At 67.5% G+C, this 19,732-nt stretch carries 15 protein-coding genes; 8 read left to right on the top strand and 7 right to left on the bottom strand.

Going from position 1 to position 19,732, the window contains the following annotated elements:
• Positions 1–56: 56 nt before the first annotated feature.
• Together IB255_RS21950 and ptrR are read right to left on the bottom strand one after the other, a co-directional pair.
• Entirely contained in the window at positions 57–983 is a 927-nt protein-coding gene (locus IB255_RS21950) for a hypothetical protein (protein WP_192210856.1), read from the bottom strand.
• A 192-nt stretch (positions 984–1,175) separates the two neighbouring features.
• Positions 1,176–2,054: a putrescine utilization regulator PtrR gene (gene ptrR, locus IB255_RS21955; protein ID WP_081516626.1), complete on the bottom strand. Its 879-nt coding sequence runs from the start codon at positions 2,052–2,054 to the stop codon at positions 1,176–1,178.
• Between the two features lie 143 nt (positions 2,055–2,197).
• Between ptrR and IB255_RS21960 the strand changes: the two genes are divergently transcribed.
• Positions 2,198–3,583, top strand: a complete 1,386-nt coding sequence (locus IB255_RS21960) for an NAD-dependent succinate-semialdehyde dehydrogenase (RefSeq protein WP_192210857.1) — start codon at positions 2,198–2,200, stop codon at positions 3,581–3,583.
• Between the two features lie 78 nt (positions 3,584–3,661).
• Here the strand turns inward: IB255_RS21960 and IB255_RS21965 are convergent, their stop codons facing one another.
• The 5 genes from IB255_RS21965 to IB255_RS21985 all read right to left on the bottom strand — a co-directional run bounded on the left by IB255_RS21965 (position 3,662) and on the right by IB255_RS21985 (position 10,267).
• Entirely contained in the window at positions 3,662–4,189 is a 528-nt protein-coding gene (locus IB255_RS21965) for a DUF3828 domain-containing protein (RefSeq protein ID WP_167523164.1), read from the bottom strand.
• A gap of 296 nt (positions 4,190–4,485) precedes the next feature.
• Positions 4,486–5,802 (bottom strand): NAD(P)/FAD-dependent oxidoreductase, encoded by a 1,317-nt coding sequence (locus IB255_RS21970; RefSeq protein ID WP_192210858.1) that lies wholly within the window; start codon positions 5,800–5,802, stop codon positions 4,486–4,488.
• Between the two features lie 178 nt (positions 5,803–5,980).
• Positions 5,981–6,652, bottom strand: coding sequence for a S8 family serine peptidase (locus IB255_RS21975; protein WP_192210859.1), 672 nt, complete (start codon positions 6,650–6,652; stop codon positions 5,981–5,983).
• Positions 6,642–8,369, bottom strand: coding sequence for an ABC transporter ATP-binding protein (locus IB255_RS21980; RefSeq protein ID WP_192210860.1), 1,728 nt, complete (start codon positions 8,367–8,369; stop codon positions 6,642–6,644). Before IB255_RS21980 ends, IB255_RS21975 begins: the two co-directional genes overlap by 11 nt.
• Positions 8,369–10,267 (bottom strand): sigma-54-dependent Fis family transcriptional regulator, encoded by a 1,899-nt coding sequence (locus IB255_RS21985; RefSeq protein WP_192210861.1) that lies wholly within the window; start codon positions 10,265–10,267, stop codon positions 8,369–8,371. The genes IB255_RS21980 and IB255_RS21985 overlap by 1 nt, the downstream gene beginning before the upstream one ends.
• 250 nt (positions 10,268–10,517) lie before the next feature.
• On the opposite strand from IB255_RS21985, the gene IB255_RS21990 reads away from it, so the two are divergent.
• The 7 genes from IB255_RS21990 to IB255_RS22020 all read left to right on the top strand — a co-directional run bounded on the left by IB255_RS21990 (position 10,518) and on the right by IB255_RS22020 (position 19,454).
• Positions 10,518–10,922, top strand: coding sequence for a MerR family transcriptional regulator (locus IB255_RS21990; protein ID WP_081516619.1), 405 nt, complete (start codon positions 10,518–10,520; stop codon positions 10,920–10,922).
• A gap of 168 nt (positions 10,923–11,090) precedes the next feature.
• On the top strand, positions 11,091–12,254 hold the full coding sequence (locus IB255_RS21995) for an isovaleryl-CoA dehydrogenase (RefSeq protein WP_024765596.1): 1,164 nt from the start codon (positions 11,091–11,093) through the stop codon (positions 12,252–12,254).
• A gap of 162 nt (positions 12,255–12,416) precedes the next feature.
• The gene (locus IB255_RS22000) at positions 12,417–14,024 is read left to right on the top strand and encodes a carboxyl transferase domain-containing protein (RefSeq protein ID WP_192210862.1); all 1,608 of its coding nucleotides are present in this window, start codon (positions 12,417–12,419) and stop codon (positions 14,022–14,024) included.
• Positions 14,025–14,034: 10 nt separating this feature from the next.
• A complete protein-coding gene (locus IB255_RS22005; RefSeq protein WP_138216247.1) occupies positions 14,035–14,832 on the top strand; it encodes a gamma-carboxygeranoyl-CoA hydratase in 798 nt (265 codons plus the stop codon).
• A complete protein-coding gene (locus IB255_RS22010) occupies positions 14,832–16,793 on the top strand; it encodes an acetyl/propionyl/methylcrotonyl-CoA carboxylase subunit alpha (RefSeq protein ID WP_192210863.1) in 1,962 nt (653 codons plus the stop codon). The genes IB255_RS22005 and IB255_RS22010 overlap by 1 nt, the downstream gene beginning before the upstream one ends.
• 178 nt (positions 16,794–16,971) lie before the next feature.
• On the top strand, positions 16,972–17,874 hold the full coding sequence (locus tag IB255_RS22015) for a hydroxymethylglutaryl-CoA lyase (protein WP_192210864.1): 903 nt from the start codon (positions 16,972–16,974) through the stop codon (positions 17,872–17,874).
• 155 nt (positions 17,875–18,029) lie between these two features.
• The gene (locus tag IB255_RS22020) at positions 18,030–19,454 is read left to right on the top strand and encodes a sigma-54 interaction domain-containing protein (protein WP_081516613.1); all 1,425 of its coding nucleotides are present in this window, start codon (positions 18,030–18,032) and stop codon (positions 19,452–19,454) included.
• Positions 19,455–19,732: the final 278 nt, after the last annotated feature.

The following is a 19,732-nucleotide window of genomic DNA, read 5'->3' on the forward strand; positions in this document are numbered from 1 at the left end:
CCCATGAAAAAGGCCCCTTCCGGGGCCTTTTTCGTTCTTGCCAGCCAAGGGCAGCTTCAGTGCAGCGCCACCGCAGAGTCTTCTTCGGCCGAAGCCACCACCATCGCCACCGGACCAGCGTGCGGCGGCTCTGATTCCGCTTCGGCCTGCGGCGGCGCGCTCACTTCCAGCATCAGCGACGCAGAAGGACCACCTCCTGGCGGCGGGTTGACCACCACCACGGCCAGGCTGCCGCCAACGGCGACATCCTCGGGCAACAGCTGGAAGGCCAGGCGCGAGCTGTCGGCCAGCGACGTGTCGCGCTCCTTTCCATTCACCTGCACCCGTGCGCCACGGCTGAAACCCTTGCCACGCAGGGTGACGTAGAGCGACTGGGCATCGAGGACCGGCGGCTGTGCTTCGGTGATGACGGCGAGGGGGTTTTCCAGCGGGTCCTTGCGCCGCGCGTCACCGGCCGGATGGCGGGTGCGAAATAGCGCATCAAGGAGGACGGCGAACTTGTCGGTACCCTGCTTGGACGCCATCCCCACCAGAGCGGCCATGGCCATCAGCCCATAGAGATTGACACTGGCCGGTTCGCTGGCGGCGCTCACCGTGAGCAACACCGCGCGCACGATCAGGTAGAGCATCAGCGCCAGCACCATGCCGATGCAGGGCTTGAGCAGGTACCACCAGATCCAGCTGGCCATGAAGCGGTCGTTGCCGACGAAGTCGCCGAAGGACTTCGCGACATGGACGAAACTGCCCAGCGCGCCTGCGACCATGACCATCACCAGCAGCCGCGCGTCCGGGCCAGGACACCAGCCGACCAGGCATTGCACGCCGGGGTCGCCCACCGCGCCGGCGCGAGGAAACTGCGGGTAGGACTGCGGCCACAGGCCGACCAGGGCGACCGCAAGGGTCAGGGCGAGGAGCATCAGCCCCGCCCCCATCAGGGTGATCTGCAGGGTATTGGCGCGTCGTCTCTTGCTGCGTGTCTCCATCATGCGCTCCGGGCAGAAGGCCAGCGGGGAAAACGCCCTGCCGCGAAGGGTGTTTCCCGCCTTCGCACGACGAACAGAGAAACTCACGTTAGCGCAGCGCCAAGCCGCTGCAAGAGGCCCTGGTGAATTTTTAACCGCTGTCTCGACTGCGTTACGTAACGCTGGCGAAACGGCGCGCGCGAAGTCCCGCGCTCAGGCCACTTCAGCCTCGGACAGGGGCGCATCCAGTAGTCCGATAAATGCCCGCAGCGCCGGCGTATCGGTGCCGCGCCGCCAGAACAGCCAGGTCGTCGCGTCGGCATGCTGCGGCGCCAGGCGATGGATCGCCACGTTGCGCCCGCCAGCCAGGCTTTCGAACATCGCCCGCGGGATGATCGCCACGCCGCCGCCCGCCGCGATGCAGGCGAGCATGCCGTGGTAGGACTCCATCTCCATGATCTTGCCCGGCACCACGCGGTGCTCGGCGAACCAGCCTTCCAGACGCTTGCGGTAGGAGCAGGTGTCGCGGAAGGCGAACACCGTCTCCCCCGCCACGTCCCGCGCGTCATGCACCGGTGCATGGTGCTTGGCACTCATCAGCACCAGCTCCTCGCGGTACACCGGCTTGCCGTCCAGTTGCGGATGGTTGGCAGGGCCGTCGGCAAAGGCGGCGATGAAACGGCCGGAGAGCACGCCGTCGATCATCTCGCCCGAGGGGCCGGTAGACAGGTCCAGCTGCACCTTCGGGCACTGCTGGTGATAGCGCGCCAGCATCTCGGGAATGCGCACCGCCGCCGTGCTTTCCATCGAACCCAGGGAGAAGCCGCCATGGGGCTCGGCGCCCACCGCCACCTGCCGGGCCTCTTCCACCAGATCGAGGATGCGTTCGGCATATTCGAGGAAGCTGCGGCCGGTAGGCGACAGACGGAGGCGCAGCTTCTCGCGGATGAACAGCTCGGTGCCCAGCTCCGCTTCCAGCTGCTTGATCCGCGTGGTCAGGTTGGAAGGCACGCGGTGTAGACGGGCCGCGGCGGCGGTGATGCTGCCCTCGTTGGCGACGGCGCGGACGATTTCCAGCTGGGTGAGGTCCATGATTCTCTCCGAGAGAAAGAGTCTTTCTTGATTATTCATTTTACATGAATGGTTGCGCATCTTAATTTCTGCGCCATCCCGGAGCCACCCCGCCCGGACGAACGACCGGCCTTGCGCCCCCCCTAGAACAAGCAGGACTCACCATGAACCAGATCGCCGCCATCCCCGCTGCCATCTCCCGCAGCCCCGCCACCGGCCAGGAACTGGCCCGCTACACCTTCGAAGACGCCGCCCAGCTGGAAACCTCGCTGGCCCGCACCGATGCCGCGTTCCGCCAATGGCAGGGCACCAGCATCGCCGAACGTGTCGCCGTGCTGCGCAAGATGGCCGAAGTCCTGCGCGCCAACGTCGAGCCGATGGCCCGCATGGAAGCCCAGGAAATGGGCATGCCGGTCAGCCAGGCCCGTGGCGAGATCAACAAGTGCGCCAACCTCTGCGAGTGGTACGCCGAGAACGGCCCGGCCATGCTCGAAGACGAGAAGACCAGCATCGAAGGCGCGTACATCTCCTACCTGCCGCTGGGCCCGGTGCTGGCCGTGATGCCGTGGAACTTCCCCACCTGGCAGGTCATGCGTGGCGCGGTGAGCATCATCCTGGGCGGTAACACCTACGTCCTCAAGCACGCGCCGAACGTCATGGGCTGCGCCTATCAGTTGCGCGACGCGTGGCTGCAGGCCGGCCTGCCCGAAGGCGTGTTCGAGGTGCTGAACGTCGAGCCGCCGCTGGTCTCCAAGGCCATCGCCGATGACCGCATCGCCTCCATCGCCGTGACCGGCAGTGTCGGCGCCGGCGCCGCCATCGCCTCCCAGGCCGGTGCCGCGCTGAAGAAGTGCGTGCTGGAGCTGGGCGGTTCCGACGCCTTCATCGTGCTCGCCGACGCCGACCTCGATGCCGCCGTGAAAGCCGCCGTCGCCAGCCGCTTCGGCAACTGCGGCCAGGTGTGCATCGCCGCCAAGCGCATGATCCTCGAAGAATCCATCGCCCCGGCCTTCACCGAGAAACTGCTGGCCGCCGTCAAGGCGCTGAAGATCGGCGACCCGCTGGCGGACGACACCTTCGTCGGCCCGATGGCCCGCTTCGACCTGCGTGACGAACTGGACGGCCAGGTACAGCAGGCCATCGCCGATGGCGCCACCCTGCTGCTGGGCGGCCACAAGCTCGACGGCGAAGGCAACTACTACGCACCGACCGTGCTGGCCGACGTAAAGCCGGGCAACACCGCGTTCAAGAAGGAAATCTTCGGCCCCGTCGCTTCGCTGATCGTCGCCCGAGACGCCGAGCACGCCCTGGAGCTGGCCAACGACAGCGAGTTCGGCCTCTCCGGCGCGATTTGGTCCGCCGACAAGGCCAAGGCCCAGCACATGGCCCGTCGCCTGGTCAGCGGCGGCGTGTTCATCAACGGCTTCTCCGCCTCCGATCCCCGCGTACCGATCGGCGGCGTGAAGAAGAGCGGCTTCGGTCGCGAGCTGTCGCACTTCGGCCTGCGCGAGTTCACCAACCCGCAGACCGTGTGGATCGACCGCAAGTAAGTCGCCCCACAAAAAAGGCCCCTCGAGGGGCCTTTTTTATTGCGCGTGACAACGTCCACACCGCTCCTACAACGTACGTCAGGGCTTGCTCGCGCCCTTCTTCAGCTGCAGCAGTTCCAGGGTGCTATGCCGCAGGTTCTCGGCCAGGCTGCCCTGCTCGTTGAAGCAGTCTTCGACGAGCCAGCCGCCAGCCGTGCGATGCAGCAACAGGCCGAGATCGCGATCCTCCCCCGTCAGGGCATCCTTGAGCACTACCCGTGCCTTGATGCGCTCGTCGTCCACCGGAGTGAACGCCAGCGACTTCACCTTGATATCGCCCCAGTCCTGGCAATCACACAAAGGGTCGCCACCGAGGTAGCCCAACTCGCCATCGGCGGCGTCCTGGTCAGCCTTCATCAGTGCGATCAGCGAGGCATCGTAGACGTCCTCTTCCTTCAATGTCGGGTTCGGCACGCCCGGGCCGTCCGGCGTATAGCTGGCGTACAGCCGGCGCAGGAAGCGTTCGGCGCTGGCGCTATCGGTCGCCGACGTCGAGGCCGCGAGCGAAGTATCGAAGAGCGTCAGCAGGATCAGCGACAGGGCGAAAGCGGATCGCAGGAAGGCCATGGGATTCTCCATCGGTCAGCCGGGCATCATCGCCCGACGCGGCCTCGAAATTCCGTGAAGTGGTTAAAGCTGTGGCTGATCGCCTCGGGACAACCGCCAGCCCTACCGCCCAGGTCCCCGGTCCCCGAATGGCACCTGAGTAAGATGGGTGGAGCTTGCGATACCCATCGAGCGGCCCCTCCCAGGAATTGATGGGTATCGCTTCGCTCCACGCCATCCTGCGAAGAGCCCTCACGCGAACTTCCAGCGGACCCATAACGCCAGCGGCGTTATCCGCCATGACGGGGGCTGCGCAATCAGGATCGCGGACGATATCCCTGGGACAGCAGCCAGCCCTGGAAGGCCCGGCGGCGCTCCGGCGGCAGGTCTGCCAGCACCTGGGCCTCGGGCTCCGCGCGCAACCGCCGCAGCCAGGGCGCCAGCTCCAGCCCGTCGAGGTGCCAGATGCCCAGCGGCTGGTCGGCGCTGACCACCACTTCCGCCTCGTCGACGAACTCACCCTTCAACACGGGAGCGCGCTCGATACGCAGGCTGGCGAAGTCCGCCGGCATGTGGCTCGGCTGCTCGTCGGGCCAGGCGCGGCGCGCCTGCCAGAACGGCAGATCGGCCCACTGCGTTTCGCTGGCATAGAAGTCGCGGCCGACACGGGCGAAGCGCAGGAACAACTGCTCGACCCGCTGCTGATGGAAGCGCTTGGCCAACTCCGCCCGCTCCGGCGCGCGCAGCAGCGTGTTGATCACCAGCGGCGCCTGCAGGGCCGAGGACAGCGACTGGAAGATGCCATTGCCGGACAGCGGGTCCACGGCCATCGCCGCATCGCCCACGCGAATCCAGTGGTCGCCACAGGCTTCCAGGCAGAGGATCGCCGTGCTGCTGCGGGCGTGCAGGTCCAGCTCGTGCTCGGCGGCATCGCCGAAGAACTGTCGGACCAGCGTCGACGCGGCGCGGCGCTCGCGGCAGTAGTCCAGCAACTGCTCGCGGGGCGGCAGTTGGCTGCTGGCGACATCCAGGGTGAGCTGCCAGTAGCAGCGCCCGTCCTCCAGCCGCGCCATCCATGCCCAGCCATCGGCCAGGCTTTCCACCGCCGTCGCCAGCGGGCCTGGCTCGCCTTGCCAGCGATTGAGCAGGCTGAGGGTTTCCGGGCCGCGCCGGGCCTTGCTGCCCTTCTGGTTCAGCGGCGCCTGGCGGCCACGGGCCTCGACCAGGAAGGCGCCCTGCACTTCCCGCCCACCTTCGAGCTTCACCCGCCAGCCGGTCCCCTGTTCCGCCACGGCCAGCACCTGGGCTTCGATCAGTTCGACGCCGGCCTGCTTCAGGTCCTCGCGCAGCCCGGCATCGAAGCGCGGGCGGTCGAGGACGCATTCGATGTTCTGCGCGCTTGCCACGCCGTTCCAGTGCACGCGCCGTTGCGACGGCGGCGCGGCGCACGCCAGTGCGCGCTGCAGGCCGGAATTGCGCAGGCCTTCCAGCACGCGCTGGGACACACCTTCCACCGCAGAGAAGCGACGCCATTCACTGATCACGGTGACGGGGTGGCCGAGGCGGCGCAGGCCGAGGGCGACCGCCGCTCCGGCAGGGCCGGCACCGAGGATCAGGATGGGGAGATCAGTCATGCTCCGGATACCCTCCCCCTAACCCTCTCCCAGAGGGAGAGGGGACTGTTCGGTGCTTTTGGAGGTTTCTGCGCACGCCGATAGCAATGGACAAACGCCAGAGATGAGCCCCTACGGAGGACGGCCCCCTCTCCCTCCGGGAGAGGGCTGGGGTGAGGGGGACGGACTCGACCTCCACTCACAACCCCACCCTCCGCTCAATCCCCCGAAAAGCCGCCCGCGCCTGCATCAGCTCGACGAGCTGAACATTCGACAGCTCCGGCCGCTCCGCCAGCAACGCCGCCAGATGCCCAGCGAATGCCGCGCATCCCAGGCTCGCACCCGAGCGCCCGCCCACCTTCACCGCCGCACCGAAATCGGCCTGCGGGCTGTCCAGCCAGGACCACTCGCCCTCGCCGCAACGGGCATCGCCGGTCACCCGGATCACCCCCGCGTAGCTTGCCGGGAACACCGGCTCGCCCCGCGCCGGGCTGGACGCGCAAACCAGTACGCCGGCCTCGATCAGCTCCGTCACGGCTTCGCGCAGGATCGGCCGGTCCTGGCGCACGCCCAGGCTCAGGTTGATCAGCCGCACACCCTGCTCGCCGAGCCAGTGCAGCGCGGCGGCGATCTGCAGCGGGCTGGTCACGCCACGCTCATCGAAGACCTGGGCGACGGAAAGGCGAGCTTCGGGCGCCTGGGAAAGAATCGCTTCGCAGACGACGCTGCCGTGGCCCAGTGCATCCACCACAGGCTCGCCGTCAGCATGACCGTCATCAGTCAGGAAGAACCGCCGCGCACCGCTGACGCTCGCGGATTGAGCCTCGGCAAAACCACTGTCGACCACTCCAACCCGCAGTTCAGGCCTCATGCTGCTGCACCGCCTGCGCCTCACGCACACGCATCTGCCCATCCTGCAACTCCAGGTGCAGGTCGGCGGCGGCCAGGGTCGAGGTGCGGTGGCTGATCAGCAGCCGCGTGCGCCCGGCGAACAGCCGGTCGATAGCCGCGATCACCTCGCGCTCGGTGCTCTCGTCCACTTGCGAAGTGGCTTCGTCGAGCACCAGGATCAACGGGTCCTGCAACAGCGCGCGGGCGATGGCGATGCGTTGCTTCTGGCCGCCGGAAAGCTGCTGACCCCGTTCGCCCAGGGGGCTGTCGAGGCCTTCGGGCAGGCTGGCGATCAGGCTGTCCAGCTGCGCCGCGCGGGCGGCCCTGTCGATGGCCTCGCGGCTCGACTCGGGCGCGCTGTAGGCCAGGTTGTCGGCGAGGCTGCCGCGGAACAGCACGATATCCTGGCTGACCACCGCCACGCGCCGGCGCAGGGCGTGCAGGTCGAGTTCGCGCAGGTCGATGCCGTCGAGCAGGATGCGCCCCTGGTCGGGGTCGTAGAAGCGTTGCAGCAGATCGATCAGGGTGCTCTTGCCGACCCCGGACGGGCCGCTCAGGGCGACCTTGAGGCCGGCGGGAATCACCGCCTGCACATCCTGTAAAACCGGCTGCACACGGCCAGGCCAGGCGTAGTGCAGATTCTCCAGGCGCAGCTCGCCCACCGCCGGCATCGGTCGCGGCGCGGCGGGCGAAACGATGGTCGCTTCCTCGCCACGCAGCTCCATTACCCGGCCGAGGCTGACGGTCATGCGCTGCAGCGCGACGTACAGGCCGAGCAGGCTCTGCACCGGCCCGATGGCCATGCCCAGGTAGGTGGAAAAAGCGATCAGCGAGCCGAGCTGCCAGGTGCCCTGCACCACCCAGTAACCGCCGACCAGGAAGGCGCAGGCGCGGGACAGGGACATCAGCGTGCCGGGCACCGCCTGGGTGAAGAACTCGGTGAGTTGCAGGCGCAGCAGTTGGCCGAGGTAGCCCTGCCCCAGGCCTTCCAGGCGCCCGGATTCGCGGGATTGCTGGCCGGCGGACTGGATGAATTTCATCGCCGGCAGCGTCTCGACGAAGAACGACGACAGGTCTGCCGAACGCTCGCGCAGGCCCCGCGCCTCGCGCTCCACCTTGCGCCGCATCCAGCGCAGCCAGAGCACGTCCAGCGGAATCAGCAGCGCCACCAGCAGCGAAAGCTTCCATGACAGGGTCAGCAGAAGCACCAGCGCGCCGACCAGGCCGATCACGCTGGAGACCGCGGAGAACAGCGAGTCCACGGCGAAGCGCTGGATCTCGGCGACGTCGCCATCGAGCCGGGACATCAGGTCGCCGATGCGGCGGCGGCCGAAGAAGCTTGGCGACAAGGTCTGCAAATGGCGGTACAGCGCATCGCGCAGGGAGAACAGGATGCGTCCGGACAGGCGCGTGTGCAGGTAGCGGTTCAGGCCGGACAACGCCGTGCCGACCAGGCCGACGACGATCATCGCGCCGGCCACCATCACCAGCACCGGGAAATCCTTCGCCAGCAGGCCGTCGTCGATCAGCGTCTTGGTCAGCCAGGGCTGCGCGAGCACCAGGATCGAGGCACAGAACGACAACCCGAGCAGGCCGGCAATGGCGGTCTTGTGCGGCCGCACGAAGCCGTACAGCCAGCTCAGCGAGGCCTTGAGCTGCTGCGGGTCCTCGCTGTCGATAAGGCGGGTGAAGAACATCAGCCCACCTTGAGTTGCTTGAGCTTGCGGTACAGCGTGGCGCGGCTGATACCCAGTGCGTCGGCGGCGGCGGAGACGTTGCCCTGGTGGCGCTCCAGTGCCTGGCGGATCAGCTCCAGTTCGTTCTCGCGGATGCTGCCGCTCTGCGGGCGCTCGCCGGCGGCGAGTTCGTCCAGGGTGCTGTCGGGCAGGTGCTCGAGGGCCAGTTCCTCCTCGCCCTCCTCGCGCATGGCCAGCGCGGTGCGCAGGACCATCTCCAGCTGGCGGATGTTGCCCGGCCAGTGGTACTCGCGCAGCAGGCCGAGCAGCTCGGCGGAGAGCTTCACCTTCGGCGCGCCCAGGCGCGCCAGCAAGCCAGTGGCGAGCTCGGCGAGGTCGTCGCGCTCGCGCAGCGCCGGCAGCTTCACGCTGATGCCGTTGACGCGGTAGTAGAGGTCCTCGCGGAAGTGCTTTTCCTCCACCAGGCGCTTGAGGTCGCGGTGGGTCGCACAGATCAGCGCGACGTCGATGTCCTGTTCCTCGCCCGCGCCCAGCGGCGCCACCTTGCGCTCCTGCAGCACGCGCAACAGGCGCGCCTGCAGGGCCAGCGGCATGTCGCCGATTTCGTCGAGGAACAGCGTGCCGCCATGGGCCTGCTGCAGCCGGCCGACCATGCCGCCGCGCCGCGAGCCGGTGAAGGCGCCGTCGCGGTAGCCGAACAGCTCGGATTCGATCAGGCCCTCGGGAATCGCCGCGCAGTTCACCGCGACGAAGGGTTTGTCGCTGCGCGCGCTGGCCTGGTGCAGGGCGCGGGCGACCACTTCCTTGCCGCTGCCAGTTTCACCCAGCAGCAGCACTGGTAGTTCGTTGACCAGTCCCTGGCGCGCCATGCGCAGGGCGCGGGCGTAGCGTGGGTGGCTGCCGGCGAGGGCTTCGAGTTCGGGGCCGGCGGCCGGGCGCGGCGCGCGGGCGCTGACCGGTACTGCGTGGCTGCGCAGCGGTGCCTGCAACGTCTTGTAGAACAGCTCGCCCTTGGGCGTCTGCAGGCTGCCGACGCCGCCCTGGTAGAGGCGGCCGAGCAACTGGTCGCCGCGCAGGCCGAGGAAATCTTCGCTGCGCCGGCCCACCAGGCTTTCGCGGTGGGCGCCGAGCAACTGGCAGGCCTGGCCGCTGACGGCCAGCACCTTGCCGTCCAGCCCCAGCGCCAGCAAGCCCTGCCAGGCGGAATCGAGGTACTGGCGACGGTAATGGAAGGCGATCACCACCTGCCCCGGATGGCTGACGGCGAACAGCCGCGCCTCGATCTGGAACACCGCGAGGCTGAGCAGCGAGAGGCTTTCGCGCGGGCCGGAGAGCGGCCCCTCACGGGTCATGTCGAGCACGCCGAGCAGCGTGCCCTGCGGCCCCTCGATGGGCACCGAGGTGCAGGAGAAACGGCTCAGGCGGTCGAGGAAGTGTTCGCCGCAGTCGATCTGCGTGGCGCGCTTTTCCACCAGCGCAGTGCCCAGGGCGTTGGTGCCGCGCGAGGCTTCGCTCCAGCAGGCGCCCTGGACGATGTCGGCCAGGCCCTTGCTCTGCATGCGCTCGCGGGCGCCTTCGACACAGAGGATGGTGGCGTCGGCGTTGGCCAGGATGATCACGCCGTCGTGGCCCTGGCGCTGTTGCAGGTAGTCGAGTTCGGGGGTGGCGGCGTCGAGCAGCAGGCGGTTGCCGGCCAGCAGCACGTCGGGTTTCACCCGCGTATCGAGGCCGTGCTCGGTGCCGCTGGCGCAGTCCAGGCCATGGCCGACACTGCGCCGCCAGGAGGCGTCGATTTCCTCGCGGAGCACGCCGCTGGGGACTTCGCCTTCCTGTTGCAGGCGCTCACGGGCCAGGTGGGCTTCGCGCAGCAGGTCGCTACTTATTGTTCTTGTAGTCATGCATCGCTCCGGTAGGTTCCGTGCCCCTTTTCAGGGATGTCGGGGCGCGGAACTCGCAGGCTGGTCAGGGCTGTGTACACCCGCAGACGGCGTCAGTAAAGGGGAAGCCCCAGGTAGGAAAGTCTAGTAGGGAGCAGCAGGCAATTCCCGCGCCACTCCCCCTTCCTACGCCGCCTTCGAGTTGTATTGACACTGACTCAAGGCAGGTTTACGTTAACGTAAAGGTAAACGACCTAGCAAGAGCATTCCCATGGCCACGACCTACACCATCTCCGAGCTTGCCCGCGAACTGGACGTCACCACCCGCGCCATCCGCTTCTACGAGGAGCAGGAAATGCTCAGCCCCGAGCGCCGCGGCCAGGAGCGCGTCTACAGCGCGAAGGACCTGGTGGCACTGAAGCTGATCCTGCGCGGCAAGCGCATCGGCTTCTCGCTGGCCGAGTGCAAGGAGCTGATCGACCTCTACGACCCCAGCAGCGGCAACACCAAGCAGCTGCAGACCTTCCTCGACAAGATCACCGCGCGCCGCGCGCAGCTGGAACAGCAGTTGCTCGACATCGAGCAGATGAAACTGGAACTGGACACGGCCGAGGAGCGCTGCCTGGCGGCCATGGCCGAGACCGACAAACCCCGCAAGCAGCGCGTGCCGGTTTAAGACAATCTCCTGGACCTCGCGAGCTAGAGCCAGGCAAGGCGAAAGGCGCCGAGAACGCGGAGTTTACGCTTGTAAATGAGCAGTTCTCGGCGGCTTTCAACGCAGCATGGCCGACGCGCAGCAGGTCCATTCACCCATCAGATTACAAATACAAGTACAGGTGATCCCATGAGCTACCCCTCCCTCAACTTCGGCCTCGGCGAAACCATCGACATGCTGCGCGAGCAGGTGCAGGGCTTCGTCGCCAGCGAACTCGCCCCGCGCGCCGCGCAGATCGACGCCGACAACCTGTTCCCCATGGACATGTGGAAGAAGTTCGGTGACATGGGCCTGCTCGGCATCACCGTCGCTGAGGAGTACGGCGGCGCCAACATGGGTTACCTGGCCCACGTCATCGCCATCGAGGAGATCAGCCGTGGCTCGGCTTCGGTCGGCCTGTCCTACGGCGCGCACTCCAACCTGTGCGTCAACCAGATCAAGCGCAATGGCAACGCCGAGCAGAAGGCCAAGTACCTGCCCAAGCTGATCAGCGGCGAGCACATCGGCGCCCTGGCCATGAGCGAGCCCAACGCCGGCTCCGACGTGGTGTCGATGAAGCTGCGCGCCGAGAAGCGCGGCGACCGCTTCGTCCTCAATGGCAGCAAGACCTGGATCACCAACGGCCCGGACGCCAACACCTACGTCATCTACGCCAAGACCGAGCCGGAGAAAGGCGCCCACGGCATCACCGCGTTCATCGTCGAGCGCGACTGGAAAGGCTTCAGCCGTGGCAGCAAGTTCGACAAGCTGGGCATGCGCGGCTCGAACACCTGCGAGCTGTTCTTCGATGACGTGGAAGTGCCGGAAGAGAACGTACTGGGCGCAGTCAACGGCGGCGTGAAGGTGCTGATGAGCGGCCTGGACTACGAGCGCGTCGTCCTCGCCGGTGGCCCGATCGGCATCATGCAGGCCTGCATGGACGTGATCGTCCCCTACATCCACGACCGCAAGCAGTTCGGCCAGAGCATCGGCGAGTTCCAGCTGATCCAGGGCAAGGTCGCCGACATGTACACCCAGCTCAACGCCAGCCGCGCCTACCTCTATGCCGTGGCCCAGGCCTGCGACCGTGGCGAGACCACCCGCAAGGACGCCGCCGGGGTGATCCTCTACACCGCCGAGCGCGCCACCCAGATGGCCCTGGACGCCATCCAGATCCTCGGCGGCAACGGCTACATCAACGAGTTCCCCACCGGCCGCCTGCTGCGCGACGCCAAGCTCTACGAGATCGGCGCCGGCACCAGCGAAATCCGCCGCATGCTGATCGGCCGCGAGCTGTTCAACGAGACCCGCTGATCAGCCGGAAAGCACCCTCACCCTAACCCTCTCCCAAAGGGAGAGGGAACCGGGCGGTGCCGGCTGAAATCCCAGCGTTCCGAATGCGCCCCCTCTCCCTCCGGGAGAGGGTCGGGGTGAGGGGAAAGCCCCCGCGCCCAGCTCAACCTGATGGAGCCAACCATGGCCATCCTGCACACCCAGATCAATCCGCGCTCTCCTGACTTCGCCGCCAACGCCGCGACCATGCTGGAGAACGTCCAGGACCTGCGCGCCGTCCTCGGCCGCGTCCATGAAGGCGGCGGCGCCGCTGCCCAGGCCAAGCACACCGCGCGCGGCAAGCTGCTGGTGCGCGAGCGCATCAACCGCCTGCTCGATGCCGGCTCGCCGTTCCTCGAAGTCTCCGCGCTCGCCGCCCATGAGGTGTACGGCGAAGACGTCGCCGCCGCCGGCGTGGTCGCCGGCATCGGCCGCGTGGAAGGCGTGGAATGCATGATCGTCGGCAACGACGCCACGGTGAAAGGCGGCAGCTACTACCCGCTGACCGTGAAGAAGCACCTGCGCGCCCAGACCATCGCCCAGCAGAACCGCCTGCCGTGCATCTACCTGGTGGACTCCGGCGGCGCCAACCTGCCGCGCCAGGACGAAGTGTTCCCCGACCGCGAGCATTTCGGGCGGATCTTCTTCAACCAGGCCAACATGAGCGCCCAGGGCATCCCGCAGATCGCCGTGGTGATGGGCTCCTGCACTGCCGGCGGTGCGTACGTGCCGGCGATGAGCGACGAGACCATCATGGTGCGCAACCAGGCCACCATCTTCCTCGCCGGCCCGCCGCTGGTGAAGGCCGCCACCGGCGAGGTGGTGAGCGCCGAGGACCTGGGCGGCGCCGACGTGCACTGCAAGACCTCCGGCGTGGCCGACCACTACGCCGAGGACGACGAGCATGCGCTGGCCCTCGCCCGCCGCTGCATCGCCAACCTCAACTGGAGCAAACAGGGCCAGCTCAACACCCGCGCCCCGCGCGCCCCGCTGTACGCCAGCGACGAGCTGTACGGGGTGATCCCGGTGGACAGCAAGCAGCCCTTCGACGTGCGCGAGATCATCGCCCGGCTGGTCGACGGCAGCGAATTCGACGAGTTCAAGGCGCTGTTCGGCACCACCCTGGTGTGCGGCTTCGCCCACCTTCACGGCTACCCGGTGGCGATCCTCGCCAACAACGGCATCCTCTTCGCCGAGGCCGCGCAGAAAGGCGCGCACTTCATCGAACTGGCCTGCCAGCGCGGCATCCCGCTGGTGTTCCTGCAGAACATCACCGGCTTCATGGTCGGCCAGAAGTACGAGTCCGGCGGCATCGCCAAGCACGGCGCCAAGCTGGTCACCGCGGTGGCCTGCGCGCAGGTGCCGAAGTTCACCGTGATCATCGGCGGCAGCTTCGGCGCCGGTAACTACGGCATGTGCGGCCGTGCCTACGACCCGCGCTTCCTGTGGATGTGGCCCAACGCGCGGATCGGCGTGATGGGCGGCGAGCAGGCCGCTGGCGTGCTCGCCCAGGTCAAGCGCGAGCAGGCCGAACGCGCCGGTAACGCGCTGTCGGCCGAGGACGAGGCGAAGATCAAGGCGCCGATCCTCGAACAGTACGAGCGCCAGGGTCACCCCTACTACTCCAGCGCGCGCCTGTGGGATGACGGTGTCATCGACCCGGCGCAGACCCGCGACGTGCTCGGCCTGGCCCTCTCCGCCTCGCTCAACGCGCCTGTCGAAGCCACGCGCTTCGGCGTCTTCCGCATGTAAGGCCGCAGCCATGACCGACTATCAGAACATTGAGCTTGACATCGACCCGCGCGGCGTCGCCACTCTCTGGCTGAACCGCCCGGAGAAGAACAACGCCTTCAACGCCCAGACCATCGCCGAGCTGATCCAGGCGCTGGCTGCCGTGGCCAGCGACGAGCGCGTGCGCCTGGTCGTGCTGCGCGGCCGCGGCCGGCACTTCTGCGGTGGCGCGGACCTGGCGTGGATGCAGGAATCCGTGCAGCTGGACTACCAGGGCAACCTCAACGACGCCCAGCAGCTCGCCGAACTGCTCTACAACCTGCACCAGCTGAACAAGCCGACCCTCGCCATCGTGCAGGGCGCGGCCTTCGGTGGTGGCGTCGGGCTGGTGGCCTGCTGCGACATGGCGCTGGCCGCCGAGGACGCGCAGTTCTGCCTGTCCGAAGTGCGCATCGGCCTGATCCCCGCGACCATCGGCCCGTTCGTCACCAAGGCCATCGGCCAGCGTGCCGCCACCCGCTACGCCATGACTGCCGAACGCTTCAGCGGCCTGCGCGCCCGCGAACTGGGCCTGGTGGACGAGCACTACCCGGCCGCCGACCTGGATGACGAAGCCGACGCCTGGATCGCCAACCTGCTGAACAACAGTCCGGCGGCCCTGGTGGCCTGCAAGGCGCTGTTCCACGAAATCGGCGCCGGCGAACTCACGCCCGAGCGCCGCCGCTACACCGAAGCCGCCATCGCCCGCATCCGCATCAGCCCCGAAGGGCAGGAAGGCCTGCGCGCCTTCCTGGAAAAACGCAAACCGGCCTGGCAGGAGCAAGTCTGATGAAGAAGATCGATACCCTGCTGGTGGCCAACCGCGGCGAGATCGCCTGCCGCGTGATGCGCACCGCCAAGGCCCTGGGCCTGACCACCGTGGCCGTGCACAGCGCCACCGACCGCAACGCCCGCCACGTCGAGGAGGCGGACATCGCCATCGACCTGGGCGGCGCCAAACCCGCTGAAAGCTACCTGCGCGCGGACGCCGTACTGGCCGCCGCGAAAGCCGCCGGTGCGCAGGCCATTCACCCCGGCTATGGCTTCCTTTCGGAGAACGCCGGCTTCGCCCGCGCCTGCGAAGAGGCCGGGCTGGTGTTCCTCGGCCCGCCGGCCAGCGCCATCGACGCCATGGGCAGCAAGTCCGCCGCCAAGGCGCTGATGGAAACCGCCGGCGTGCCACTGGTACCCGGCTACCACGGCGAAGCTCAGGACTACGCAACCTTCCAGCGCGAGGCCGAGCGCATCGGCTACCCGGTGCTGCTCAAGGCCGCTGCCGGTGGTGGTGGCAAGGGCATGAAGGTGGTCGAGCGCGAGGCCGAACTGGCCGAGGCGCTGGAATCCGCCCAGCGTGAAGCACAGTCCGGCTTCGGCGACTCGCGCATGCTGGTGGAGAAGTACCTGACCAAGCCGCGCCACGTGGAAATCCAGGTATTCGCCGACCAGCACGGCAACTGCCTGTACCTCAACGAACGCGACTGCTCGATTCAGCGTCGTCACCAGAAAGTGGTGGAAGAAGCGCCGGCTCCGGGCCTCTCCCTGGAACTGCGCCAGGGCATGGGCGAGGCCGCCGTGCGCGCCGCCCAGGCCATCGGCTACGTAGGCGCCGGCACCGTGGAGTTCCTCTACGACGAAGGCAGCGGCCAGTTCTTCTTCATGGAAATGAACACCCGCCTGCAGGTGGAGCACCCGGTCACCGAAGCCATCACCGGCCTCGACCTGGTCGCCCTGCAGATTCGCGTCGCCCGTGGTGAACCGCTACCGATCACCCAGGAACAGGTGCCGCTGATCGGCCATGCCATCGAAGTGCGCCTCTACGCCGAAGACCCTGAGGGCGGCTTCCTGCCTGCCAGCGGCCACCTCGCGCTGTACCGCGAACCCGCCGCCGGCCCCGGCCGCCGGGTGGACAGCGGCATCCGCGAGGGCGACGACATCTCGCCGTTCTACGACCCGATGCTGGCCAAGCTGATCGCCTGGGGCGAGAACCGCGAGGAAGCGCGCCAGCGCCTGCTGTCGATGCTCGGCGAAACCGCCGTCGGCGGCTTCAAGACCAACCTGGCCTTCCTGCGCCGCGTGCTGGCCCACCCGGCCTTCGCCAAGGGCGAGCTGGATACCGGCTTCATCGGCCGCTACCAGGATGACCTGCTGCCCGCGGCCACCGCCCTGCCTGAGCGTTTCTGGCAGCTCGCCGCCGAAGCCTGGGTGCAGAGCGAAGCCGCCCGCGTGCGTGGCGACGATGCCCATTCGCCATGGTCCGCCCAGAGCGGCTGGCGCAGTGGCCTGCCGGGGGAAACCGACCTGCACCTGCTGGCCAAGGGCGAGTCGCATGTCGTGCGCCTGCGCCACGCTGATGGCCAGCGCATTGCGAATCTGGACGGCCAGTATCTGGACGTGAAGGACGGCGACATCCGCCGCCGTCACCAGGTGATCCGCCGTGGCGACAGCCTCTACCTGGAATGGAACGGCGAGCTGGTCAGCGTGCAACGCTTCGACCCTATCGCCGAGGCCGAAGCCGCGCACTCGCACCAGGGTGGCCTGGGCGCGCCCATGAACGGCAGCATCGTGCGCATCCTGGTCGAACCCGGCCAGAGCGTCGAAGCCGGCGCCGCGCTGGTGGTGCTCGAAGCGATGAAGATGGAACACAGCATTCGCGCGCCGCACGCTGGCGTGGTGAAATCGCTGTATTGCAGCGAAGGCGAACTGGTGTCGGAAGGTACGGCGCTGGTGGAGCTGGAGGAGGCGTCGGCCTGACGCCGGCTTTTGTAGGGCGCATAACGCGCCAGCGTTATCCGCCGCCAGACAACGGCGGATAAAGCGTTCCGCTTTATGCGCCCTACACGACTTCCGCTTGATGCCGCATTTGCAGGAGCGAGCAAGCTCGCTCCTGCAGAAAGCACCGCCCTTCGCGTGAACCCAACGAGGACATTCCATGACCCTGCCCCCATCCGTCCGCCTGGTCGAAGTCGGCCCGCGCGACGGCCTGCAGAACGAGAAACAGCCCATCGCCGTCGCCGACAAGGTGCGCCTGGTGGACGACCTCACCGCCGCCGGACTGAGCTACATCGAAGTCGGCAGCTTCGTCTCGCCCAAGTGGGTACCGCAGATGGCCGGCTCGGCCGAAGTCTTCGCCGGCATCCAGCAGAAGGCTGGCGTCACCTACGCCGCCCTGGCGCCGAACATGAAAGGCTTCGAGGCCGCGCTGGAATCCCAGGTCAAGGAAGTCGCGGTATTCGCCGCCGCCTCCGAAGCCTTCTCGCAGAAGAACATCAACTGCTCGATCAAGGAAAGCCTGGAGCGTTTCGTGCCGATCATGGAAGCGGCGCGCCACCACAACGTGCGCGTGCGCGGCTACGTCTCCTGCGTGCTCGGCTGCCCCTACCAGGGTGAGGTGGACGCGGAACAGGTTGCTGCCGTCGCTGCGGAATTGCACGCCATGGGCTGCTATGAAGTTTCCCTGGGCGACACCATCGGCGTCGGCACCGCCGGCGCTACCCGGCACATGTTCGAAGTCGTCGGCCAGCGCGTGCCGCGCGCGCAACTGGCCGGGCACTTCCACGACACCTATGGCCAGGCCACGGCGAACGTCTACGCGAGCCTGCTTGAAGGCATCGCGGTGTTCGACAGCTCGGTCGCGGGCCTCGGCGGTTGCCCCTACGCCAAGGGTGCCACCGGCAACGTTGCCACCGAAGACGTGCTCTACCTGCTCAACGGCCTGGGCATCCACACCGGCATCGACCTGGACCTGCTGATCGACGCCGGCCAGCGCATCTGCGCCGTGCTCGACAAGCCCAACGGCTCGCGCGTGGCCAAGGCGCAGCTGTCCAAGCGCTGACAGGGATCCACGACACTCGTCGCAGACCGCAGGGCGCATAAAGCGGAACGCTTTATGCGCCGCCGAAGGATCGGCGGATAACGCCCTACCCGGCTGACCTCATCTCCACATCCCGGTACAGTGCGCCCTCTGCCCTCCTCGCGCACGGCCCACCGATGACCGATACCGACAGCCTCAAGGACTACCCCAGCGTCCGCCAACTGGCGATCCGCTCGCTGTTCGAGATCTTCGAGCAGTTCAGCGAAGGCACGGTGATAGTCGACCGCGAGACGCGCATCGTCTGGATCAACCAACGCTACGCCCAGCGCTTCGGCCTGGACAGCGCCGAGCAGGCCGTCGGCCGCCCGGTGGAACAGGTGATCCCCGGCAGCCTGATGCGCGAAGTGGTCAGCAGCGGCCGGCCGATGCTGCTGGACATCCTCGACATGGCCAAGGACCCGCTGGTGGTCATGCGCGTGCCGATCCGCGACGATTCAGGCGTGGTCATCGGCGGCATCGGCTTTGCCCTGTTCGACGAACTGCGCGCACTCTCGCCGCTGCTCACCCGTTACCAGCGCATGCAGGCCGAACTGGCCTCGACCCGCTCGCTGCTGCAGGCGCGCCAGGCCAAGTACAGCTTCGCGCATTTCATCGGCACCAGCCCGGCCAGCCTGGAAGTGAAGCGCCGCGCCCGCCGCGGCGCCGCCAGCGAGGCGCCGATCCTGCTGCTGGGCGAGACCGGCACCGGCAAGGAACTGCTCGCCCATGCCATCCATGCATCTTCGCCACGCGCAGACAAACCCTTCGTCAGCCTCAACGCCGCCGCCATCCCCGAGACCCTGCTGGAAGCCGAGTTCTTCGGCACCGCACCGGGCGCCTTCACCGGCGCCGACCGCAAGGGCCGCGCCGGCAAGCTGCAGATCGCCCAGGGCGGCACGCTGTTCCTCGACGAGATCGGCGACATGCCGCTGACCCTGCAGAGCAAGCTGCTGCGCGTGCTGCAGGAAAAGGAATTCGAGCCGGTGGGCTCCAACGAGGTGCTGCGCAGCGACATCCGCCTGATCGCGGCCACCTCCATCGACCTCGACGCCGCCGTGCGCGAAGGGCGTTTCCGCGCCGACCTGTTCTACCGCATCAACGTCCTGCCCATCGAGATTCCGCCGCTACGTGAGCGCCTGGAAGACCTGCCGGCGCTGTGCGAAGCCATCCTCGACGGCCTGCGCGACGACCGCCAGACCCTCTTCGAGCTGGATGCCGGCGGCCTCGCCCTGCTCGCCCGGCACGCCTGGCCGGGCAACGTGCGCGAACTGCGCAACCTGCTGGAGCGCACCGTGCTGCTGGGCGACCGCCCGCAGATCGATGCCGCCGCCCTGCGCTCGGCGCTGGGTGAGCTGCAACCGTTGCCGGTCGGCACAGCAGCGCCGTCAGCCAGGCTGGGCGAAGGGCAGGATTTCTATGCGGCACGGGATGCCTTCGAGCGCGAGCTGATCGCCAACACCCTGGCCGAGCAGGCCGGCAACGTCGACGCCGCCGCGCAGCGCCTCGGACTGGGCCGTTCCACCCTGTACAAGAAGATGGCGACACTGGGTCTGCAATCCTGACCCACCAATCCCGAAACAGAGACAAGTCTCAAAAAAGAGACAAGCCAGTTTCTCCACAAAATCACTGCCCCCTGGCATAGCCTTGCGGAAATCCGTCTCCATTCAGAGACAAACGATATCCATCAGCAGTCGATTTTCTCAAAATAAGACTTGAAAATCAGATAGTTACAATCCTGGCACGGTCCTGGCTATGTCGCCTCTCGCGGCCTTCGCGCCGCACAGCCGACATAACAACAATCAACGCTGCCCGAACGCGAACAGACCCCAGCGGACACCAC

The organism is Pseudomonas sp. PDM22 (genome assembly GCF_014851965.1).
Taxonomy (GTDB): Bacteria; Pseudomonadota; Gammaproteobacteria; order Pseudomonadales; family Pseudomonadaceae; genus Pseudomonas.

Bases quoted from the DNA above. Each gene is read 5' to 3' on its own strand.
- IB255_RS22020 (WP_081516613.1), top strand. From the start codon at position 18,030: ATGACCGATACCGACAGCCTCAAGGACTACCCCAGCGTCCGCCAACTG.
- IB255_RS21980 (WP_192210860.1), bottom strand. From the start codon at position 8,369: ATGTTCTTCACCCGCCTTATCGACAGCGAGGACCCGCAGCAGCTCAAG.
- IB255_RS21990 (WP_081516619.1), top strand. From the start codon at position 10,518: ATGGCCACGACCTACACCATCTCCGAGCTTGCCCGCGAACTGGACGTC.
- ptrR (WP_081516626.1), bottom strand. From the start codon at position 2,054: ATGGACCTCACCCAGCTGGAAATCGTCCGCGCCGTCGCCAACGAGGGC.
- IB255_RS21970 (WP_192210858.1), bottom strand. From the start codon at position 5,802: ATGACTGATCTCCCCATCCTGATCCTCGGTGCCGGCCCTGCCGGAGCG.
- IB255_RS22005 (WP_138216247.1), top strand. From the start codon at position 14,035: ATGACCGACTATCAGAACATTGAGCTTGACATCGACCCGCGCGGCGTC.
- IB255_RS21960 (WP_192210857.1), top strand. From the start codon at position 2,198: ATGAACCAGATCGCCGCCATCCCCGCTGCCATCTCCCGCAGCCCCGCC.
- IB255_RS21975 (WP_192210859.1), bottom strand. From the start codon at position 6,652: ATGAGGCCTGAACTGCGGGTTGGAGTGGTCGACAGTGGTTTTGCCGAG.
- IB255_RS21965 (WP_167523164.1), bottom strand. From the start codon at position 4,189: ATGGCCTTCCTGCGATCCGCTTTCGCCCTGTCGCTGATCCTGCTGACG.
- IB255_RS22000 (WP_192210862.1), top strand. From the start codon at position 12,417: ATGGCCATCCTGCACACCCAGATCAATCCGCGCTCTCCTGACTTCGCC.
- IB255_RS21985 (WP_192210861.1), bottom strand. From the start codon at position 10,267: ATGACTACAAGAACAATAAGTAGCGACCTGCTGCGCGAAGCCCACCTG.
- IB255_RS21950 (WP_192210856.1), bottom strand. From the start codon at position 983: ATGGAGACACGCAGCAAGAGACGACGCGCCAATACCCTGCAGATCACC.
- IB255_RS21995 (WP_024765596.1), top strand. From the start codon at position 11,091: ATGAGCTACCCCTCCCTCAACTTCGGCCTCGGCGAAACCATCGACATG.
- IB255_RS22015 (WP_192210864.1), top strand. From the start codon at position 16,972: ATGACCCTGCCCCCATCCGTCCGCCTGGTCGAAGTCGGCCCGCGCGAC.
- IB255_RS22010 (WP_192210863.1), top strand. From the start codon at position 14,832: ATGAAGAAGATCGATACCCTGCTGGTGGCCAACCGCGGCGAGATCGCC.